General features: G+C 34.7%; 13 protein-coding genes, 1 other RNA gene and 1 pseudogene. 8 read left to right on the top strand and 7 right to left on the bottom strand.

The window, feature by feature from the left end; genetic code table 11:
• Positions 1-18 precede the first annotated feature (18 nt).
• Genes ACTF54_RS06310 through ACTF54_RS06300 form a run of 3 tightly spaced genes read right to left on the bottom strand, consistent with a single transcriptional unit; the run spans position 19 to position 3010 of the window.
• Positions 19-1557: a hypothetical protein gene (locus ACTF54_RS06310; RefSeq protein ID WP_438968977.1), complete on the bottom strand. Its 1539-nt coding sequence runs from the start codon at positions 1555-1557 to the stop codon at positions 19-21.
• Entirely contained in the window at positions 1554-1961 is a 408-nt protein-coding gene (locus ACTF54_RS06305; RefSeq protein WP_438968976.1) for an acyl-CoA thioesterase, read from the bottom strand. The genes ACTF54_RS06310 and ACTF54_RS06305 overlap by 4 nt, the downstream gene beginning before the upstream one ends.
• The gene (locus ACTF54_RS06300; protein WP_438968975.1) at positions 1961-3010 is read right to left on the bottom strand and encodes a glutaminyl-peptide cyclotransferase; all 1050 of its coding nucleotides are present in this window, start codon (positions 3008-3010) and stop codon (positions 1961-1963) included. Before ACTF54_RS06300 ends, ACTF54_RS06305 begins: the two co-directional genes overlap by 1 nt.
• A gap of 87 nt (positions 3011-3097) precedes the next feature.
• Here ACTF54_RS06300 and ffs point away from each other — a divergent pair.
• From ffs to ACTF54_RS06285, 3 genes are all read left to right on the top strand, one after another.
• Positions 3098-3197: signal recognition particle sRNA small type (gene ffs / locus ACTF54_RS06295), an RNA gene on the top strand.
• Between the two features lie 45 nt (positions 3198-3242).
• Entirely contained in the window at positions 3243-4046 is an 804-nt protein-coding gene (locus ACTF54_RS06290; protein ID WP_347196337.1) for an SDR family oxidoreductase, read from the top strand.
• A gap of 2 nt (positions 4047-4048) precedes the next feature.
• A complete protein-coding gene (locus ACTF54_RS06285; protein ID WP_438968974.1) occupies positions 4049-4474 on the top strand; it encodes a hypothetical protein in 426 nt (141 codons plus the stop codon).
• A gap of 136 nt (positions 4475-4610) precedes the next feature.
• Here the strand turns inward: ACTF54_RS06285 and ACTF54_RS06280 are convergent, their stop codons facing one another.
• Entirely contained in the window at positions 4611-5030 is a 420-nt protein-coding gene (locus ACTF54_RS06280) for a hypothetical protein (RefSeq protein WP_438968973.1), read from the bottom strand.
• Between the two features lie 66 nt (positions 5031-5096).
• A complete protein-coding gene (locus ACTF54_RS06275; RefSeq protein WP_438968972.1) occupies positions 5097-5969 on the bottom strand; it encodes a sterol desaturase family protein in 873 nt (290 codons plus the stop codon).
• Between the two features lie 133 nt (positions 5970-6102).
• On the opposite strand from ACTF54_RS06275, the gene ACTF54_RS06270 reads away from it, so the two are divergent.
• The 4 genes and pseudogenes from ACTF54_RS06270 to ACTF54_RS06255 all read left to right on the top strand — a co-directional run bounded on the left by ACTF54_RS06270 (position 6103) and on the right by ACTF54_RS06255 (position 10728).
• Complete coding sequence (locus tag ACTF54_RS06270) at positions 6103-7767, top strand: alpha-amylase family glycosyl hydrolase (RefSeq protein ID WP_438968971.1); 1665 nt, start codon at positions 6103-6105, stop codon at positions 7765-7767.
• 84 nt (positions 7768-7851) lie between these two features.
• Positions 7852-8979, top strand: a complete 1128-nt coding sequence (locus ACTF54_RS06265; RefSeq protein WP_438968970.1) for a DUF2891 domain-containing protein — start codon at positions 7852-7854, stop codon at positions 8977-8979.
• A 178-nt stretch (positions 8980-9157) separates the two neighbouring features.
• Positions 9158-10078: pseudogene (locus ACTF54_RS06260) on the top strand (YihY/virulence factor BrkB family protein).
• A 149-nt stretch (positions 10079-10227) separates the two neighbouring features.
• Positions 10228-10728 (top strand): pyridoxamine 5'-phosphate oxidase family protein, encoded by a 501-nt coding sequence (locus ACTF54_RS06255; protein ID WP_438968969.1) that lies wholly within the window; start codon positions 10228-10230, stop codon positions 10726-10728.
• A gap of 426 nt (positions 10729-11154) precedes the next feature.
• Here ACTF54_RS06255 and ACTF54_RS06250 read toward each other — a convergent pair whose 3' ends face one another.
• Together ACTF54_RS06250 and ACTF54_RS06245 are read right to left on the bottom strand one after the other, a co-directional pair.
• Positions 11155-12555, bottom strand: a complete 1401-nt coding sequence (locus tag ACTF54_RS06250) for an exonuclease domain-containing protein (protein WP_438968968.1) — start codon at positions 12553-12555, stop codon at positions 11155-11157.
• Positions 12556-12668: 113 nt separating this feature from the next.
• The gene (locus tag ACTF54_RS06245) at positions 12669-14258 is read right to left on the bottom strand and encodes a protein adenylyltransferase SelO (RefSeq protein ID WP_438968967.1); all 1590 of its coding nucleotides are present in this window, start codon (positions 14256-14258) and stop codon (positions 12669-12671) included.
• 309 nt (positions 14259-14567) lie between these two features.
• On the opposite strand from ACTF54_RS06245, the gene ACTF54_RS06240 reads away from it, so the two are divergent.
• Positions 14568-16142 carry a hypothetical protein gene (locus ACTF54_RS06240; RefSeq protein ID WP_438968966.1) on the top strand — a complete coding sequence of 525 codons (1575 nt, stop codon included), beginning with the start codon at positions 14568-14570 and terminating at the stop codon, positions 16140-16142.
• Positions 16143-16151 lie beyond the last annotated feature (9 nt).

Here is a 16151-nt window from a genome sequence, read left to right as displayed (position 1 = left end):
GTATCGATTTTTGGTTTACTAACCAGAAAGATCTGTGCTTTCAAAAGCTCCTGCATCTGGAGCAATTGCTGGCCTTGAAATTCCTGAAATATCTAATGCTGTATCTGATGCTGGATTTGCTATTCCATTTGCGCCACCTGTATTATCAATGCGCAGTTTAAAGGCATCTACATCTTCAAACAATGGATTTTCATTAAATACACAATCTTGATACAGACTTGAGTTACTAAAATCGTAGGCAGGAATCCCATCAAAACTATTAGAGAAATCATTGAATCGTATCAATGAATTTTCAAACTTAAAATTAAAGGTAGAAATTCCGTCGTCGACTAAAGCCAACTCTATATTGCGATCACCGTAAATGATACAGTTGGTAAAATTAGCAGCAACTAAATCTGCTGTAAGATCGGTATTGGAAATCACATTAGTTAGTAGTAGAGTTGGATCTTGTCTAAAACTACCGTTCCAGTAATTTGAAATGGTACAATTATTAAAATTATACTCTCCGCCAAATCTACCAACAACAGTGGACTGACCAGAATTATGGAAAATAGAATTAGTGGCTTCTATAGAAGCCGTTGTTCCTACTAATGCAGAATTTGAACTATTAAGAATCCTACTATTATTAATTTTTAAAGTTGCACCGTTAGAAGTAGGATTATTATTATCCATAATAATCCCAACGCTTGCATTCTTTATAGTTGCATAATTAACTTCATGATCCTTACTACCATCGGTAAGCCATATGGCAGCCCATTGACCAGCCACATCATCAAAAAGAGGTTCTAAACGATCGCCTTCAAAAATCACTTCGTTTTCCAGATCTTCTGTCGTGGACAAAGCTCCATTGACTTTTAAGGTTGCATTATTAGCTACTATAATTCCACTTTGAGAATGAAAATGGATTCTAGCACCTGGATCAATGGTCAATGTCTTATTTGATGGTACACCGGCAAAACCATATATGACATAAGGCTTTTCATTTGTAAAATTCAATTCGGTATCATCTAGGAAAAAGCCAGAAATTCTCAATTCATTTCCATCGGGATCAGTGTTTAAAAGAATGGTTTCTTGAATTCCTTGAGCATCGCGTTCTGGAAATAGAAAAATAGCGTCTTGAATTAAAGTAACCAGTTCTACAGTTTGAAGATTTGCACCAGAATCAAATTCTATAGTATCTTCATACAAAAACTGAGTGCCTGACGTAAAATTCATGATATCTACCGTAGTTTCTACAAATACAAACATCGAATCTTTTGCGAGTAATTCTACATTTTCAAATACTTGTCCAGGAACTCCATCTACAGATAGTCTATAGTTAGAACTAGTTCCTTGCGCAAGAGCCACTCTAGGAATAACAATGTCATCACTACTGCGGTTGTACACTTTAAAAGTTCTTGTGCTAGAACCTATAGTAGAAAAAACCGTGTCTAAGTAAATGGTGTCTTGAGAAAACTCTAGACTGCCAGTACTGTTAGAAAATTCAAAGTCATTTCTACAAGAAGAAATAAATACTAGAGCAATGATGCAAATGAGTACCGTAATTATATGTTTCATGATGTTTCAAATAGATCTCTAATTTCTTGAGATATTTTTACAGGTTTTCCTGTTTTATCAATAGCACACCAGTCAGAAATTGTTTTTGCAAGCAAGTCCATTGTGGTGGCATTATATATTTCTATGTAACGTTCATAACGTACGTTTGTTGCTCTACCTACTTGGGTTTTAAGTAAAATCTCATCGCCTAGAACAGCTTGTTTTTTATATTCAATACAGTGTTTGAGCATTACCCAACCAAATTCGTTGATCATATCTTCTGTTCCTACAGTTATCCAGTGCTCTCTTGCAACTTCTGCAGCCCATTGAACGTATACAACGTTGTTTACATGATCCAAGTCATCGATTTCACTGGTTTGTACACTTCGTTTTGCGGTAAAACATGGTAAATCAGGTTGAATCATTATTTTACTATTTCTATTTCAAACATTTTAGGCCATCTTTTACCAGTGATAAAAAGACGGTCATTTTTCTTATCGTAAGCAATACCATTCAGCACATTTTCATTTGCCGAGTAGTTGGATATTTCCTTAGTGATAGAGTTTAAATTGATAGCACCTTCTACCAGTCCATTTTCTGGATTGATAATCATGATTAGATTGGTCGTGTAAACATTTGCATATATCTTACCATCGATCCATTCCATTTCGTTAATTTTTGAAACGATTCGATCATTTGCTGTTACTTCTATATAACTTAATTCTTCATAGGTTTCTGGATCAATTTTCCAGATTTTAGAGGTACCATCACTTTTATATAAGTAATTACCATCATTAGTAAGTCCCCAACCTTCTTTACTCTGGTTGTAGGTAAAGCTATCCACTTTATTCAGATCCAGATCGTATACATAACCTATCATACTTTGCCAGGTAAGTTGGTATACTTTATCATTTACGATAGTCATTCCTTCAGCAAATTGATTGTCTGGCAGACTGATTTTCTTTATGGTTTCTCCAGTTTCTACATTAGTAATTCTTAAATCACTTTCTTTAAATTGACCAGTACTTTCGTATAAAGAATCACCATAAAATTCCAGCCCTTGTGTATAAGAATTCACATCGTGCTTGTAGGTATTGACAATGCTATAGTTATAAATAGCAGCCTTGGTAGTAGGCATCCTTTTAATACTGGTTGATACTGTATGATTCATACCATTTTTATACACGGTAGCTTTGAAAGTAAGATTACCATAGGGTTGATTGGTTAGCTTTTGCGAAAGCGTCATTCCACTAGCTCCATCGATAGGCGCAGCGTTTTGAGTCCAGATCACACTATCTACTTGAATAGAATTTGCATCTATTAAAGAGATTTCTACCGTATCATCTTCCAGCCATTTTAATTTTGAATTAGTAACTTCAAGTTTAAAATTTTGTTTAAAAGTATCGATATCTGTTTTACAACTTGATAATGAGAGCGCTGCAAGCAAGATTAAAACCGAATATTTCAATTTCATAATATAATTTTATCAATGCGAAAGATAGCCATAAAATTCATGGAGAAAAACCTTTGTGTAACTAAAACTAGACTGTATATTTGCATCTGGCAAGTCCTACACAACTAGCTCCTGTTGAACTCCTCCAGGGCGGGAACGCAGCAAAGGTAAGCGGTCGTAGCAGTGTGATGTAGGTAGCTTGCCTTTTTTTGTGCTTTATACCCAAATTTAACTATCTGATTTAAAGTTGATTATGAAAAAAGTAGTTCTAGTTACCGGTGGCTCTTCAGGAATAGGAAAGTCTATAGCCCTATATCTTCAAGAAAAAAATTACACCGTTTACGGTACAAGTAGAACACCTTCCAATTATCCAGACAGCTCGATAAAATTACTTGCACTGGATGTTCAAGATCAGGACTCTATAAATAAGGCAGTAAAAGAACTGATAAAAAAAGAAGGACAACTGGATATTTTAATCAATAATGCAGGTGTAGGAATTACAGGTCCAATGGAAGAAACACCTATTGAAGAGGTGAAAAACGCTATGGAAACTAATTTTTATGGTCCATTGAGAGTTTTACAAGCGGTCTTACCTCAAATGAGAGCTCAAAAAAGTGGCCGTGTCATAAATATCACGAGTATTGCAGGATATATGGGTTTGCCTTATCGCGGAATTTACAGCGCGAGTAAAGGAGCGCTAGAAATTGCTACGGAGGCTTATCGTATGGAGTGTGCTCACTTAAATATTCATTTTAGCAATGTGGCGCCAGGAGATTTTGCTACTAATATTGCTGCAGGACGTTTTCATGCACCAGTAGTTTCAGGATCTGATTATGAAGCTGGTTATGCACATACTTTAAAGTTAATTGACGAGCATGTAGATGACGGGCAAGATCCTATTGAAGTAGCCACAAAAATTTATGAAATCTTACAAAAGGAAAATCCAGGCATACATTATAAAGTAGGTAGCTTTTTGCAAAAGTTTTCCATTGTACTTAAGAAAATATTGCCTGAGAAAACGTATGAAAACATGTTGAAAAAACATTATGGTTTATAAACATGAATTTTAAAGTAACCAATTTCTTTCCACCTATGACTAGAATTTTAGGTGTCCTTATTTTAGTTATTGGTATTGTAGGTGTCATTACAAATGGTCTTCAAGTTATTTTCATTCCATTAATAGGTTTTGCGATTATATTTTCTTCTAAAGGTGTCTTGATCGATGTTGCAGAAAATAAATTAAAAGAATACAACAGTTTCTTTTTTATAAAATTTGGGAAATGGCAAAATTTAGAGCACTTTCCACATATTACTGTACTAGAAATTACCGAAAAGACTAGTGTAAGTAGTCATACAACATTGGTAAGCGCTTCTTCTAGAAATATGGTTTATAGAATCACTTTACTCAGTAAAAGTCATTATCACAAGTTGTTACTCCAGCAATTAACGGATAAAGAAAAAGCATATCAGGAAACAGAAAATTAGCAGATTTGATAGGCTTAAAAAAGGTGGTTTTTAGTCCTGGGGCTTATTTAGATTAAGTTATTTTTTGTCTCTCTTTCGCGAAAGCAAGACTTTCATAAAAACAACTGGAATAATTACAGTTGAATAGTTTCTCATTTTAACGTTCAAATTCCGTAAGAAATCCATCTGCCGCTATGTTGTCATCTAATTGAAGAGTGTTGCCCTGTAAATCGATAGTTCCTTTATCTACATTGTCAATAAAAAGCGTTTCAATGGCTCCGTTTTGTTCAATTCTTATGGAATAGGTTCCACTGTCCAGTCCCGCGTATATATCCTCAGGACCAATGGTAAGAATATTATTTGTGATGTCAACGGTATTGTTATTTAAATTAAAATCATAAATGACTTCGCCACGATTATAGTCTATGTTGATTCCCACAAAACCACCACGAACGTTTTTCAAGTGCCAAGTTCCCTTAATAGTAGTTGATGAATTAGTGTTGTCATCATCATTATTACAACTTGGAAAAAGTAAAAATGTGACGCAAATCAGCAAACTTAATTTGATGTATTTCATAGTCTTATGGTTTGGTTTTTCATATAATAGATGCAACTAATGCCATAAGGTTGTGTGAGAAAATGATCAATCTTTTTTAAATGGCTCTAACAACTGACTGCCAAAATGATCAGGATAATCTTCATCGCCTGGAAATCCTAATTCTAACTCGGCTTGATGATAAGGAATATGTGCCGTACCAAAAAGGTAATCCCAAACACTGAGAGAAAGCCCGTAGTTGACCCCATATTTTGCACCTTCTGGAAGTTTTTTTGCATGATGCCACAAGTGCATTTTTGGATTATTCAGGATGTATTTGAAAATACCGTAATCCCAATTTAAATTGGCATGATTCAAATGTCCAATGAATACAGCAATCATGTGAATCACAATAAACTGATTGATCCCAAATCCTATCATCGCCAGCGGTAAATATTGCAAAGCTTTATAAACAATAGTTTCCATAAAGTGAAAACGGAACTGTGCAGCAAAACCCATTTCCTTCACACTGTGGTGTACTTTATGAAATTCCCATAAGAAAGGAACTCTATGTAACAGTCGATGTATGTTCCACTGAATAAAATCTGCAATAACAAACATGATTAATAATTGCATCCAAAAAGGAAAACTACTTACCTCAATAGCCACAATATTTGTGATACCTATGCTGGCCAGACCGTCATTAAAAAGTTCTACAAACACATCTGACACGGCATTGTAACCTATTAAGGAGAACAAAAAGAAATTAAAAAACAAGTAAAATAAATCAAGCCAAAAATCCTTACGTAATACTTTTTGGTTTTTTCTCCATGGCAGCCAGATCTCTAAAGCAAAGACCAATAGAGAAACCACTAGTAACCAATAAAAATAATTGGTCCACGATGGATTCATGATTTCATTCCATAGGTAAGAAGCGTATCCATTAAAGGATTTTATAAAAATGTCTAGGTATTTTTCCATTACTTAATTGGTCGCATTTATAAATGTAAAATTACTACATCTCTATCACAACGCAATCGTTGTATCATATTAGGATTCTATAATGGTATAAAATGAACTTCTTATTTTATTTTTACAGAACAAATTCATGTCTATGAAAAAGTATCTTTATTTATTTTTAATTTTAGTAGTAACAATATCTTGTAAAGACAGCGCCGTAGTTGAAAAAATTATTGCTAAAGAACCAGCATATTTTGACTGGAGTGCTGCAAATGTATACTTCTTGCTTACCGATAGGTTTAATAATGGGGACACTTCTAATGATAACATTATCGATCGATCTCAAGAAACGGCAAAGTTACGAGGTTTTGAAGGTGGTGATTTTGCTGGAATCATTCAAAAAATTGACGAAGGTTATTTTACTGATTTAGGAGTTAATACGATATGGTTGACACCTATCTGGGAACAAATTCACGGTGGAGTAGATGAAGGAACTGGATTTACTTATGCTTTTCATGGGTATTGGGCAAAGGATTGGACCGCTGTAGAACCTTCTTACGGAACTATGGAAGAGTTTAAAACACTAGTAGAAAAAGCACATGAAAAGGATATTAGAATTTTATTAGATGTTGTGATCAACCATAGCGGTCCGGTAACTGAGCAAGATCCTGTATGGCCAGAAGAATGGGTTCGTACTGGACCTGGATGTACGTATCAAGATCAAACTACCGCGGTAACTTGTACGTTAACTAACAACCTACCAGATATAAGAACAGAAAGTACAGAAGAAGTTGATTTGCCAGAAAGTCTTATAGCAAAATGGAAAAAAGAAGGAAGATATGAGCAAGAAATTAAAGAGTTAGATGACTTTTTCACCACGTCTGGATTGATGAGAACTCCAGTAAATTACATTATCAAATGGGTCACCGATTATGCTCGTGAAACTGGAGTAGACGGTTTTAGAATTGATACCGTTAAACATGTGGAAGAATCAGTTTGGACAACTTTTAATGAACAGGCAAAACTAGCTTACGATCAATGGAAGCAAAATAATCCTACAAAAACGGTTCACGATGACGAGTTTTTTATTCTAGGAGAGCTTTATGGCTATTCTGCAGTAAATGGAAGGTCTTATGATTTTTCTAGCGGCGAGGTAGATTATTTTGATTCTGGATATGATGCGATGATCGATTTTGGGTTTAAATATTTTGCAAACGAAGATTATAAAGCTCTTTTCAAAAAATACGACAGTATTAGAAAAAACTTGTTGACAGAAAAACCAAAAGATCCAGCATATTTCATGAATTACATCAGCTCTCATGATGATGGACAGCCTTTTGATCCTACAAGAGAACGAGCGATGGAATCTGCTACAAAGTTGATGTTATCGCCTGGAATGTCACAAATTTATTACGGAGATGAAATAGCAAGATCATTAGTTGTAGAAGAAACTGTAGGAGACGCAACTTTAAGATCTGTAATGGATTTTGATAATGGAAATCAAGAGGTTTTAAAACACTGGCAACAGTTAGGGAAATTCAGGAACAAACATAAATCTGTAGGCGCAGGTGAACATTTTTCCCTATCACATGAAGGAGAAGGAACACTAGCAGCACGATTCTATAATAAAAACGGTCATGAAGATATTGTTCTCATTGGAGCCGGATTGCCAGATGGTTTGATGGAAATAGATGTCACTAAAGTTTTTCCAAAAGCAAAACGTTTACGTAATGCCTACACCATCAAGAAATTGCCTGTTGTGAATGGTAAAGTTACCGTTATGGTTAAGAATGGTGTTGTTTTGTTGGAAAAGATGTAATGAAATTCCGCTTTCGCGAAAGCGGAATTGAAACGTAATTCACAGAACAAACTAGTATCTTTAAAGACTTAATCATCTTTATATATGAAATACGTCCTTTATTCACTTTTAATTCTTGCCTTATTAAGCTGCAAAGAAAATGTAGATTCAGAATCTTCTACTGAGAATAATGAAACGCAAATTGTAGTGGTAGAAGATCAAATCCCAACGCCTCAACTCAACTTACAACAAGCTAATAATCTTGCTCAGTTACCGTTGCATTGTATTGAGACAGAATATCCCAATAAAATGGGACACGTTACAGCAAGTCCAGAAGATCAAAAACGGCCTAGGGTGCAACATCCTGTTTTTTACGGTTGTTTTGACTGGCATAGCGCGGTTCATGGTTATTGGAGCGCGGTTACTTTGTTGAAGCAGTTTCCAGAATTAGAAACTCGAGAGGAGTTACTTCTAAAAATAGAACGCAACCTCACAGCCGAAAATATCAATGTAGAAATCGCCTATTTAAATACTAAGGATAACAAAACTTTTGAACGAACTTACGGCTGGGCATGGTTACTCAAATTACAACAAGAATTAGATACGTGGCAATCAAAAGAAGGAAAAGAATTTGCTCGAATTTTACAACCACTTTCTGATATTATCGCGCAGCGCTATATAGAATATTTACCTAAGTTAAATTATGCCATAAGAGTAGGAGAGCACTCGAATACAGCTTTTGGGATGGCATTTGCTTATGATTATGCTGTTCATGCACAAAACGCAGCTCTTCAATCTATCATAGAAACTACAGCCAAAGAATTTTACAGCAAAGACACAAATTGTCCTATCTCTTGGGAACCTAGTGGTTATGATTTTTTATCGCCTTGTCTAGAAGAAATAGATATCATGCGTCGCGTTTTAACTGCTGAAGAATTTCACAGTTGGGTAAAAGAATTTTTGCCTGGAATCGAGAACGGCAAATTAGATATCGAGATAGGAAAAGTATCCGACCGTAGGGATGGAAAATTGGTTCATATTGATGGATTAAATCTTAGTCGTGCTTGGGTACTTTATGGACTCGCTGCTCAATATCCAGAATACACTAACCTTACTGAAATAGCAGATGCGCATATCACAAATACCTTACCTAATCTGGTAGCAGACGATTATGCTGGCGGACACTGGTTAGGTAGTTTTGCTATTTATGCATTACAAAATGCAGAGAATTAATAGATGTGCCTCAATAACTTTCAAAAGATCGTTAAACTATAATTAATCATGTAGTTAGTTTTAAAATTTGTTAGTTACTTAGTATTATATGGGTTAAAAAACTATCAAAGACATTTTTAAATGGAAACATGTACCATCTTTATTATGGAAAAGTGCAAAAAAATGGAATAATGATGACGTGTGGCAACTAAGTGCTGCTGTCGCTTATTATGCAATACTTGCTTTACCTGGACTTTTAGTTATAGTTATTAATGTGGTAAGCACCGTATGGGATGATGAGATTGCTTCTGGAAGATTGACTAATGGATTGACATCGATGATAGGATATGATGCCGCATCAGATCTCAATGAAATTTTACAAGCAGCTAGATTAGATAACGATAGTATTATTGTAAATGTGATAGGACTGGCGACCTTAATTTTTGCAGCAACAGGAGTATTCTATCAATTACAACTTGCTTTAAATAAAATCTGAAAATTAAAGATCAATCCTAAAACACCGTGGTATAAAATCATTACCGATCGAGTAAAAAGTTTTGGATTCATTTTAGTTTTAGGTTTCCTAATTTTGATCAGTTTCATGCTATCTGCTGCCATAGCTATTTTTCAAAATTGGATTCAAGAAAATCTAGCAGAAGATTTAGGCAAAATCGCACTATTAATCAATTACTTTCTTTCCTTAGGAATTATTTCTTTTCTTTTTGGATTGATGTTTAGATATTTACCAGATGCTAGATTGAAATGGAAAATGGTATGGCCAGGCGCTCTATTAACTGGTCTCTTGTTTGAAACAGGAAAGTTTTTGTTAGAGATTTACTTTACACAATCATCACCGGCAAGTGCTTATGGCGCAGCTGGATTAGTTATCATTTTATTACTTTGGGTTTCTTATTCTTGTCTTATTTTGTTTTACGGGGCAGAATTTATTTTAGTCTATGTAGAACGCTACGGTACTGGTGTTTCTCCTAACTCTACAGCTCTTAAATACAAAGAAGAATTGATCATTACCGATAAAGGTACAGATGTCTCAAAAGAAGATATAGATGATATTTTAGAGGCAAAGGATAATCATGTTATTGATAATAAAAGCCGTTTTTAGTCGTGTATGTAGGTAATTTTGACGCTTTCGCGAAAGCGAGATCATCATCAATAATGCTATAAAAACAGCACTTTTACTTCTAAAACTCGAGTTAATTCAGCTTTTATTAGGAAAGAGGCGATATGTAATTCTTATATTAAAAGGAAAACATGAGTAACAAAAACTTAATACACAAAGAGGCAAGAGAAAAATACCTAGAACTTTCTAGAGACATCAAAACAGCCATGATGTTAACCAATTTAAGCAGTGCACCTATTCATGCCATACCTATGAGTCATAAGGATGTATTAGATAGCGGTGATATCCTGTTTTTTAGTAAAGATGGAAGTGAGCACAACTCAAATATAGAAGCGAGTGCACAAACTCAATTAATTTATGGAGATAGTTCAAGCAAAGAATTTTTGAGCGTTTACGGAACAACTGTAATATCTAAAAACAAAGAGTTGATCGATACATATTATGACCCATTAGATAATAACTCGTTTGAGAATAAGGAAGATCCATCCTTAACCGTTCTAATTTTTAGTCCAGAAGAAGGGCATTATTGGGATACTAAGACAAATGCTTTGGTAACCCTAGCAAAAATAGCTTTTACTAAAATAACGGGAAATGAAACGCAAATAGGAACTTCTGGAAGTTTACGACTGTAAAGATAGTGGATGAGTATTTTTGAAACACTAATAAAAGATCATAAGAATCAGAGAACATATGAATTAGAACATACTTCTAGATAATTATGGGATAAAAAATATGTTTTATAAACTTTCAAATGATCCTTGCTCAAGAATATAAAGGTTACAAGAAAAAGAATTGAAAATTTTAAATTTATCGCAAACAAAAAATCCGATCGTTAGATCGGATTTTTTGTTATAAATAACTTTGTAAAGGGATTCTACACACTTGATCAGAAGAATCTTCTTGGTGATCGTCATGCGACTCAATTGTCTTTCGTTTATAGTCGCTGTAGCCGTTTTGAGAAATGATTAAATCCATAACTTTTTTTCTATAAATATAATACTGTACATGCATAATATATTTTAAATTCATCTTAAATTTTTCTGTTAAACAGAATGAAATCAACTAGCTAGCGGTTGATCATAAACTACATTTTGCTCGCCATATTTTTTTAAATAAGACCTTATGATTTGGTTCGTATGATAGTTAGCTGTTTTTCGATCTATATAATCCTCGCAATCTTCCATAGAACCTATCGATGCATATTGATCTACAAATCCATAACCTTGATATTCTCCTTCTTTTACCATAACAAAGCAAGTCTCTTCTGCATTGCGGCCAGGTTGTTTGATAATGTAATTAGGGTTTTGATTGTGTAAGGATTCAATAGCTTGTTTTGCTCTGATATTATAAAGAGAAACTAGCTCTTCTTTTTTACAAACACCTTTACAGCTTTTTAATTTATAATGAGAAGAGCAGACTGTTTGAGTTTTAAAGCTGCAATATCTAGGGCACAAATTAAAATCTGCACATAATTGTTCTAACTGTTCTACCGCATGCGCACGATCATAATGCGTCACTATAGAGTAATCGTAAGATTTTACTAGGCCTACAGCAAATTGAATGATACCTAACTGATTTTTATAGTGTAAAATTTGGTACGCAGCCCTAGGTTTTTTTTGTGCACTATTAAATTTAGGATAATAATGTCTTATCAAGTCTGCTTCTTGAAGCAATGCAACTAATTCATTACCAGTAGGTATGTGTTCTATGTGATGAATCTCTTGACACATTAGATACGATTTACTAGTTTTAGAATAAAAATGAGAAAGAACGCGTTTCTTTAAACTAATCGCTTTCCCTACATAAATGACTTTACGCGCTTGATTTTTAAAAAGATAAACACCAGGTGCGTCTGGTAAATCATTAAATACATTGCGATCTAGATGTGGTGGAAATGTCCCTTCTTTACTATTTCCTTTTAAGAATTTAGCAAACTTAGTTCCATCTTGATCTATTTCTAATAGTTTTTGAAAAAGTGTTACGGTGGCGTCTGTATCACCTTCTGCGCGGTGTCTGTTTTCTAGAGAAATCCCTAACGAGTTGCACAGCTTTCCTAAACTATAAGAATTCATTCCAGGTATCAATTCTCTAGAAAGCCTGACTGTGCAAAGCTTTTTACGTTTAAAATCAAATCCTATACGTTTGAATTCGTTACGGATAATATTGTAGTCAAAATTTACATTGTGAGCCACAAAAATACAATCGCGAGTCATGCGTTCAATTTCTTGAGCAACGTCTGCAAAAATAGGAGCAGCCGCGACCATTTCATTATCTATACCAGTTAGTCCAGTAATAAAATCTGGAATAAGACTTTCTGGATCAATAAGAGTCGTATATTTTTCAACAACTTCAGCGCCCATCATACGCACAATACAGATTTCTGTCATGCGATTGTTGCTCATTCTGTTGCCTGTAGTTTCTATATCTACAACGCTGTAATATTGTTCTTTAAAGTTCAAAAGCTAATCATTTGGAAATGTTCCAAAATTATGGAATAATTCCTAAACACAAACTTTAATTGTTTGTTTTAACATAGACTTTTTTTAAGCCATGGTGATAGGCTTTGTTATATCTAACTACTACAACTTAACATACTGCAACCTACTTTATCCCTTGCCCATTCTGGACGTAATGCGTACCATTTATCATATTCTGGTTGCTCTTCATAGGGTTTTTGTAGCATGGTATAGATGTCATTTAATAATTGATAATCTCCTTTATCAGCTTCATCAATGACTAATTGTGCGATGTAGTTTCTAAGAACGTACTTAGGATTAGTCGCATTCATTTTTTCTGTTCTCGCTTTCGCAAAAGCGAGTGCATTACCAGTTTCCATTTTTACATCTAGTTCTAATCGTAACACATAACTTTCTAACCACGCTATCCAGCTATTTTTACGCGCTTCAGTTAGTTGGTCTATATGATAAAAAGCTATAGAAATGATCTTAAAAGCATCGTTTTGAGCTGTTTTATGATCAATCTTGCTTAGTTCGCGATAAAAAATGGTCATATCTGTTTCATGAAGATGTAGATTTTCTTCTAAGGTCTGGATCAGATCACGATCGTCTTTATGCGTGTGATAGATGCCTAATTTATTCATCATCGTTTCTAGATACTGGACTTGATAATTAATTTTATAACTGTCCAGGATCTTTTGTAACGGCACTGCATCTTCAACAAGCGGAAAGAGCGCATTTGCCAGTTGTAGCAAATTCCATAGTCCTATCTCTGGTTGTGCGCCGTATCTATACCTTTTGTTTTGGCGATCTGTCGTGTTAGGCGTCCAGCCGTGATCATAAGGTTCTAACCAGCCGTAAGGTCCATAATCTATGGTCAATCCTAGAATGGACATGTTATCGGTATTCATTACACCATGCACAAAACCAACACGTTGCCAGTGCAGGATCATTTCTAATGTACGATCGGTTACTTCTTGAAACAATTGTAAATAAGCTTCTTTGCCAGTTGTTTTTATGTCTGTAAAAAAGGTAGATAGGGTATAATCGGCAAGTTTTTTAAGCAGGTCATTATCGCCTTGAGCCGCGGCCAACTCAAAATTACCAAAACGTATAAAACTGGGTGCGACACGACATACAATCGCTCCTTTTTCATAATCAGGATGACCATCATACATCACGTCTCGCAAAACTTGATCGCCCGATAAAGAAAGGGAAAGCGATCGAGTGGTAGGAACGCCTAAATGATGCATGGCCTCGCTACATAAATGTTCTCTAACGCTGCTGCGCAACACCGCAAGACCATCACCACGACGGGAATAAGGTGTAGGACCAGCGCCTTTTAATTGGAATGCCCAACGTTTATCTTTCTCTAAAATTTCAAATAAATTAATCGCACGTCCATCACCCAATTGTCCAGCCCAATTACCAAATTGATGTCCTGCATAAGCCATCGCATACGATTGTGTGTTAGGGTACAAAACTTGACCGGTGAAAAGTTTCAAAAATTCTTCTTCCTTGATTTCTTGTACATCAAAACCCAATTCTTCAGCTAGTTGTGATACATGAATCAAACTGGCTTTTTCAAACTTTAAAGGAGTCGCGATAGAGTAGGCCACATCACTGACTTGCCTTGTAAAGTTCTCTTGAATAGGATCTTCTGGTAATGTGTTGGTAAAGCTATTGTTGATAGGTAGTTTGTGCATATTACAAAGGTAGTGGATCGTCTTGAGTTTTTGAGTTGATGGATATGTATTATAGACCACACTCGCACAGAAAATGTTTTGCCTTCATTTAGCAAATTAGTTATTCGTAATTTAAAGGTGGTTTTTACACTCTTTTGCTGGTGTTTTACTCGCTTTCGCGAAAGCATAATGACCACAATAATAGACCTAGCATATGCTTTCTATTATTCTATAGTATTGACTTTAATGTCACTACATGAAAATAATCTATAAAGAGTAGATGACGCTAGTTTGTTTTTTCATAACTTTAGAGAAACCAATCCTTAAACCATGAAAACATTACTCATCTTATTTTTTGCGCTTTTATCTATTCAAGTTCACTCTCAAAATACCGAGGAATACAAGTACCTGCAAACGGTTATCATCGATGGTATGGTGTATCAATTGAATTATCTAGAGAAAGATAATTCGTTTCAATTTCAAATTATTAAAGACACGGTTACTGCCACCACAGACGAATATGGTTGGGATAGTTATAAAGAGGTGCTTGCTACAGGAATTATTCAAGCTATCAATGGTTCTTTTAGTGAAAATCTGAACCTTAATACACTGGATGCAGTTGAAAAGACTGCCTTGCTCGCTCTTAAAGAAAAGATTCTTGAGCGCAAAAGAGCCTCATTAGAAGAAGAGCAGCGTGTTTTATCTGATATAGATAATGCAAAAGACCAATATTCTGGACGATTGGTCTTGAAAAAAGAAGCGGTAATTAGAAAGAAAGAAGCATCAGATAATTGTGAAAATGACCTGATCAATCAACTAGGACCTAAGGTAGTTTTAACAAATGAAGTAGTTAAAATAAATAAAGCACTCGTACAGTTTTTCAATAATAAAGCCTCTTCTATATATGTAGAAGCCACGTACAACAATGAAAAAATAATATTTTTAAATACTTCTTTTAGTGTGCCATTGCGATGGTTCAATACTTATGGAATGAGTGTTACAGCGATAACTAAGAACTGTGAAGCAATTACGATCGATTATAATGATGTTTTTGACTTTGAGTCTGATCAATTTTTCAATTATTCTATTGCAAACGATCAAGTAAAATTAAATACAAAAACAGAGAAAGAAAGATCTCAACCAGTCAAACAGCGTAGATTTTTTGATTTTTTCACTGGTGTCATTTATTCTGATGTGTTAGGGTTAAATTCTAGTAACAGCAATTCTGTGCTCAATGCACAAGCGACTCTTTTAGTGCCTATGAATACTAGAAACTGGTCAAAGGTTACTGCAACCAGACAGTTTCTTGTATCTACTTCTGTGGCGTTAAATAATAGTTTTGAAGACAGTACTCGATTTATGGGATTTCAAAATGGCGATCGTGTAAATGAATTTGATCTGTTTACTAAGCGTAATATTAATGTAGATTTATATCTAGACTTATTAACTTATGAATCTAAAGGCTGGTTTCTCAATACTTCTTTAGGATATAAAGGAAGCTTTTACCGCACAGGATATAGATTTACAGAAGTTGCTACTGGTGGACTAGATCAGGTGCAAGAAGGACAAGTTTTTTCTACAGGACATGGACCTTATTTAAACTTTGAATTCCGTCCACAGAATAACTTTGGGGCAGATATTAACTTGCATTATGAGAGCTTTGAATTTAGTGATCAAGTAGAATTGGGAACGACTGATTTTGAAAAAAACGTGCTCAATCAAAAAGGTGATCTGGTTCATGTTAAAGCAAACTTTTATTGGTTAACAAATCCTCAGAATTCTGATGGAGGTATTTACACCAGTTTAGGTACTTCTTATCACACAGGAACTGATGGCGTATTTCCTCAATTTATGATAGGTTATGCGACTAATCTCACTTCTTTTGTCAATAGAATTAAGAAGTAATACAACCCA

Source organism: Nonlabens sp. (assembly GCF_965657255.1).
Taxonomy (GTDB): domain Bacteria; phylum Bacteroidota; class Bacteroidia; order Flavobacteriales; family Flavobacteriaceae; genus Nonlabens.
This window is presented reverse-complemented; position numbering and strand designations above follow the sequence as displayed.

Excerpts from the sequence above, each read along its gene's own strand:
- ACTF54_RS06310 (WP_438968977.1), bottom strand. The coding sequence starts at position 1,557 with ATGAAACATATAATTACGGTACTCATTTGCATCATTGCTCTAGTATTT.
- ACTF54_RS06305 (WP_438968976.1), bottom strand. The coding sequence starts at position 1,961 with ATGATTCAACCTGATTTACCATGTTTTACCGCAAAACGAAGTGTACAA.
- ACTF54_RS06300 (WP_438968975.1), bottom strand. The coding sequence starts at position 3,010 with ATGAAATTGAAATATTCGGTTTTAATCTTGCTTGCAGCGCTCTCATTA.
- ACTF54_RS06290 (WP_347196337.1), top strand. The coding sequence starts at position 3,243 with ATGAAAAAAGTAGTTCTAGTTACCGGTGGCTCTTCAGGAATAGGAAAG.
- ACTF54_RS06285 (WP_438968974.1), top strand. The coding sequence starts at position 4,049 with ATGAATTTTAAAGTAACCAATTTCTTTCCACCTATGACTAGAATTTTA.
- ACTF54_RS06280 (WP_438968973.1), bottom strand. The coding sequence starts at position 5,030 with ATGAAATACATCAAATTAAGTTTGCTGATTTGCGTCACATTTTTACTT.
- ACTF54_RS06275 (WP_438968972.1), bottom strand. The coding sequence starts at position 5,969 with ATGGAAAAATACCTAGACATTTTTATAAAATCCTTTAATGGATACGCT.
- ACTF54_RS06270 (WP_438968971.1), top strand. The coding sequence starts at position 6,103 with ATGAAAAAGTATCTTTATTTATTTTTAATTTTAGTAGTAACAATATCT.
- ACTF54_RS06265 (WP_438968970.1), top strand. The coding sequence starts at position 7,852 with ATGAAATACGTCCTTTATTCACTTTTAATTCTTGCCTTATTAAGCTGC.
- ACTF54_RS06255 (WP_438968969.1), top strand. The coding sequence starts at position 10,228 with ATGAGTAACAAAAACTTAATACACAAAGAGGCAAGAGAAAAATACCTA.
- ACTF54_RS06245 (WP_438968967.1), bottom strand. The coding sequence starts at position 14,258 with ATGCACAAACTACCTATCAACAATAGCTTTACCAACACATTACCAGAA.
- ACTF54_RS06240 (WP_438968966.1), top strand. The coding sequence starts at position 14,568 with ATGAAAACATTACTCATCTTATTTTTTGCGCTTTTATCTATTCAAGTT.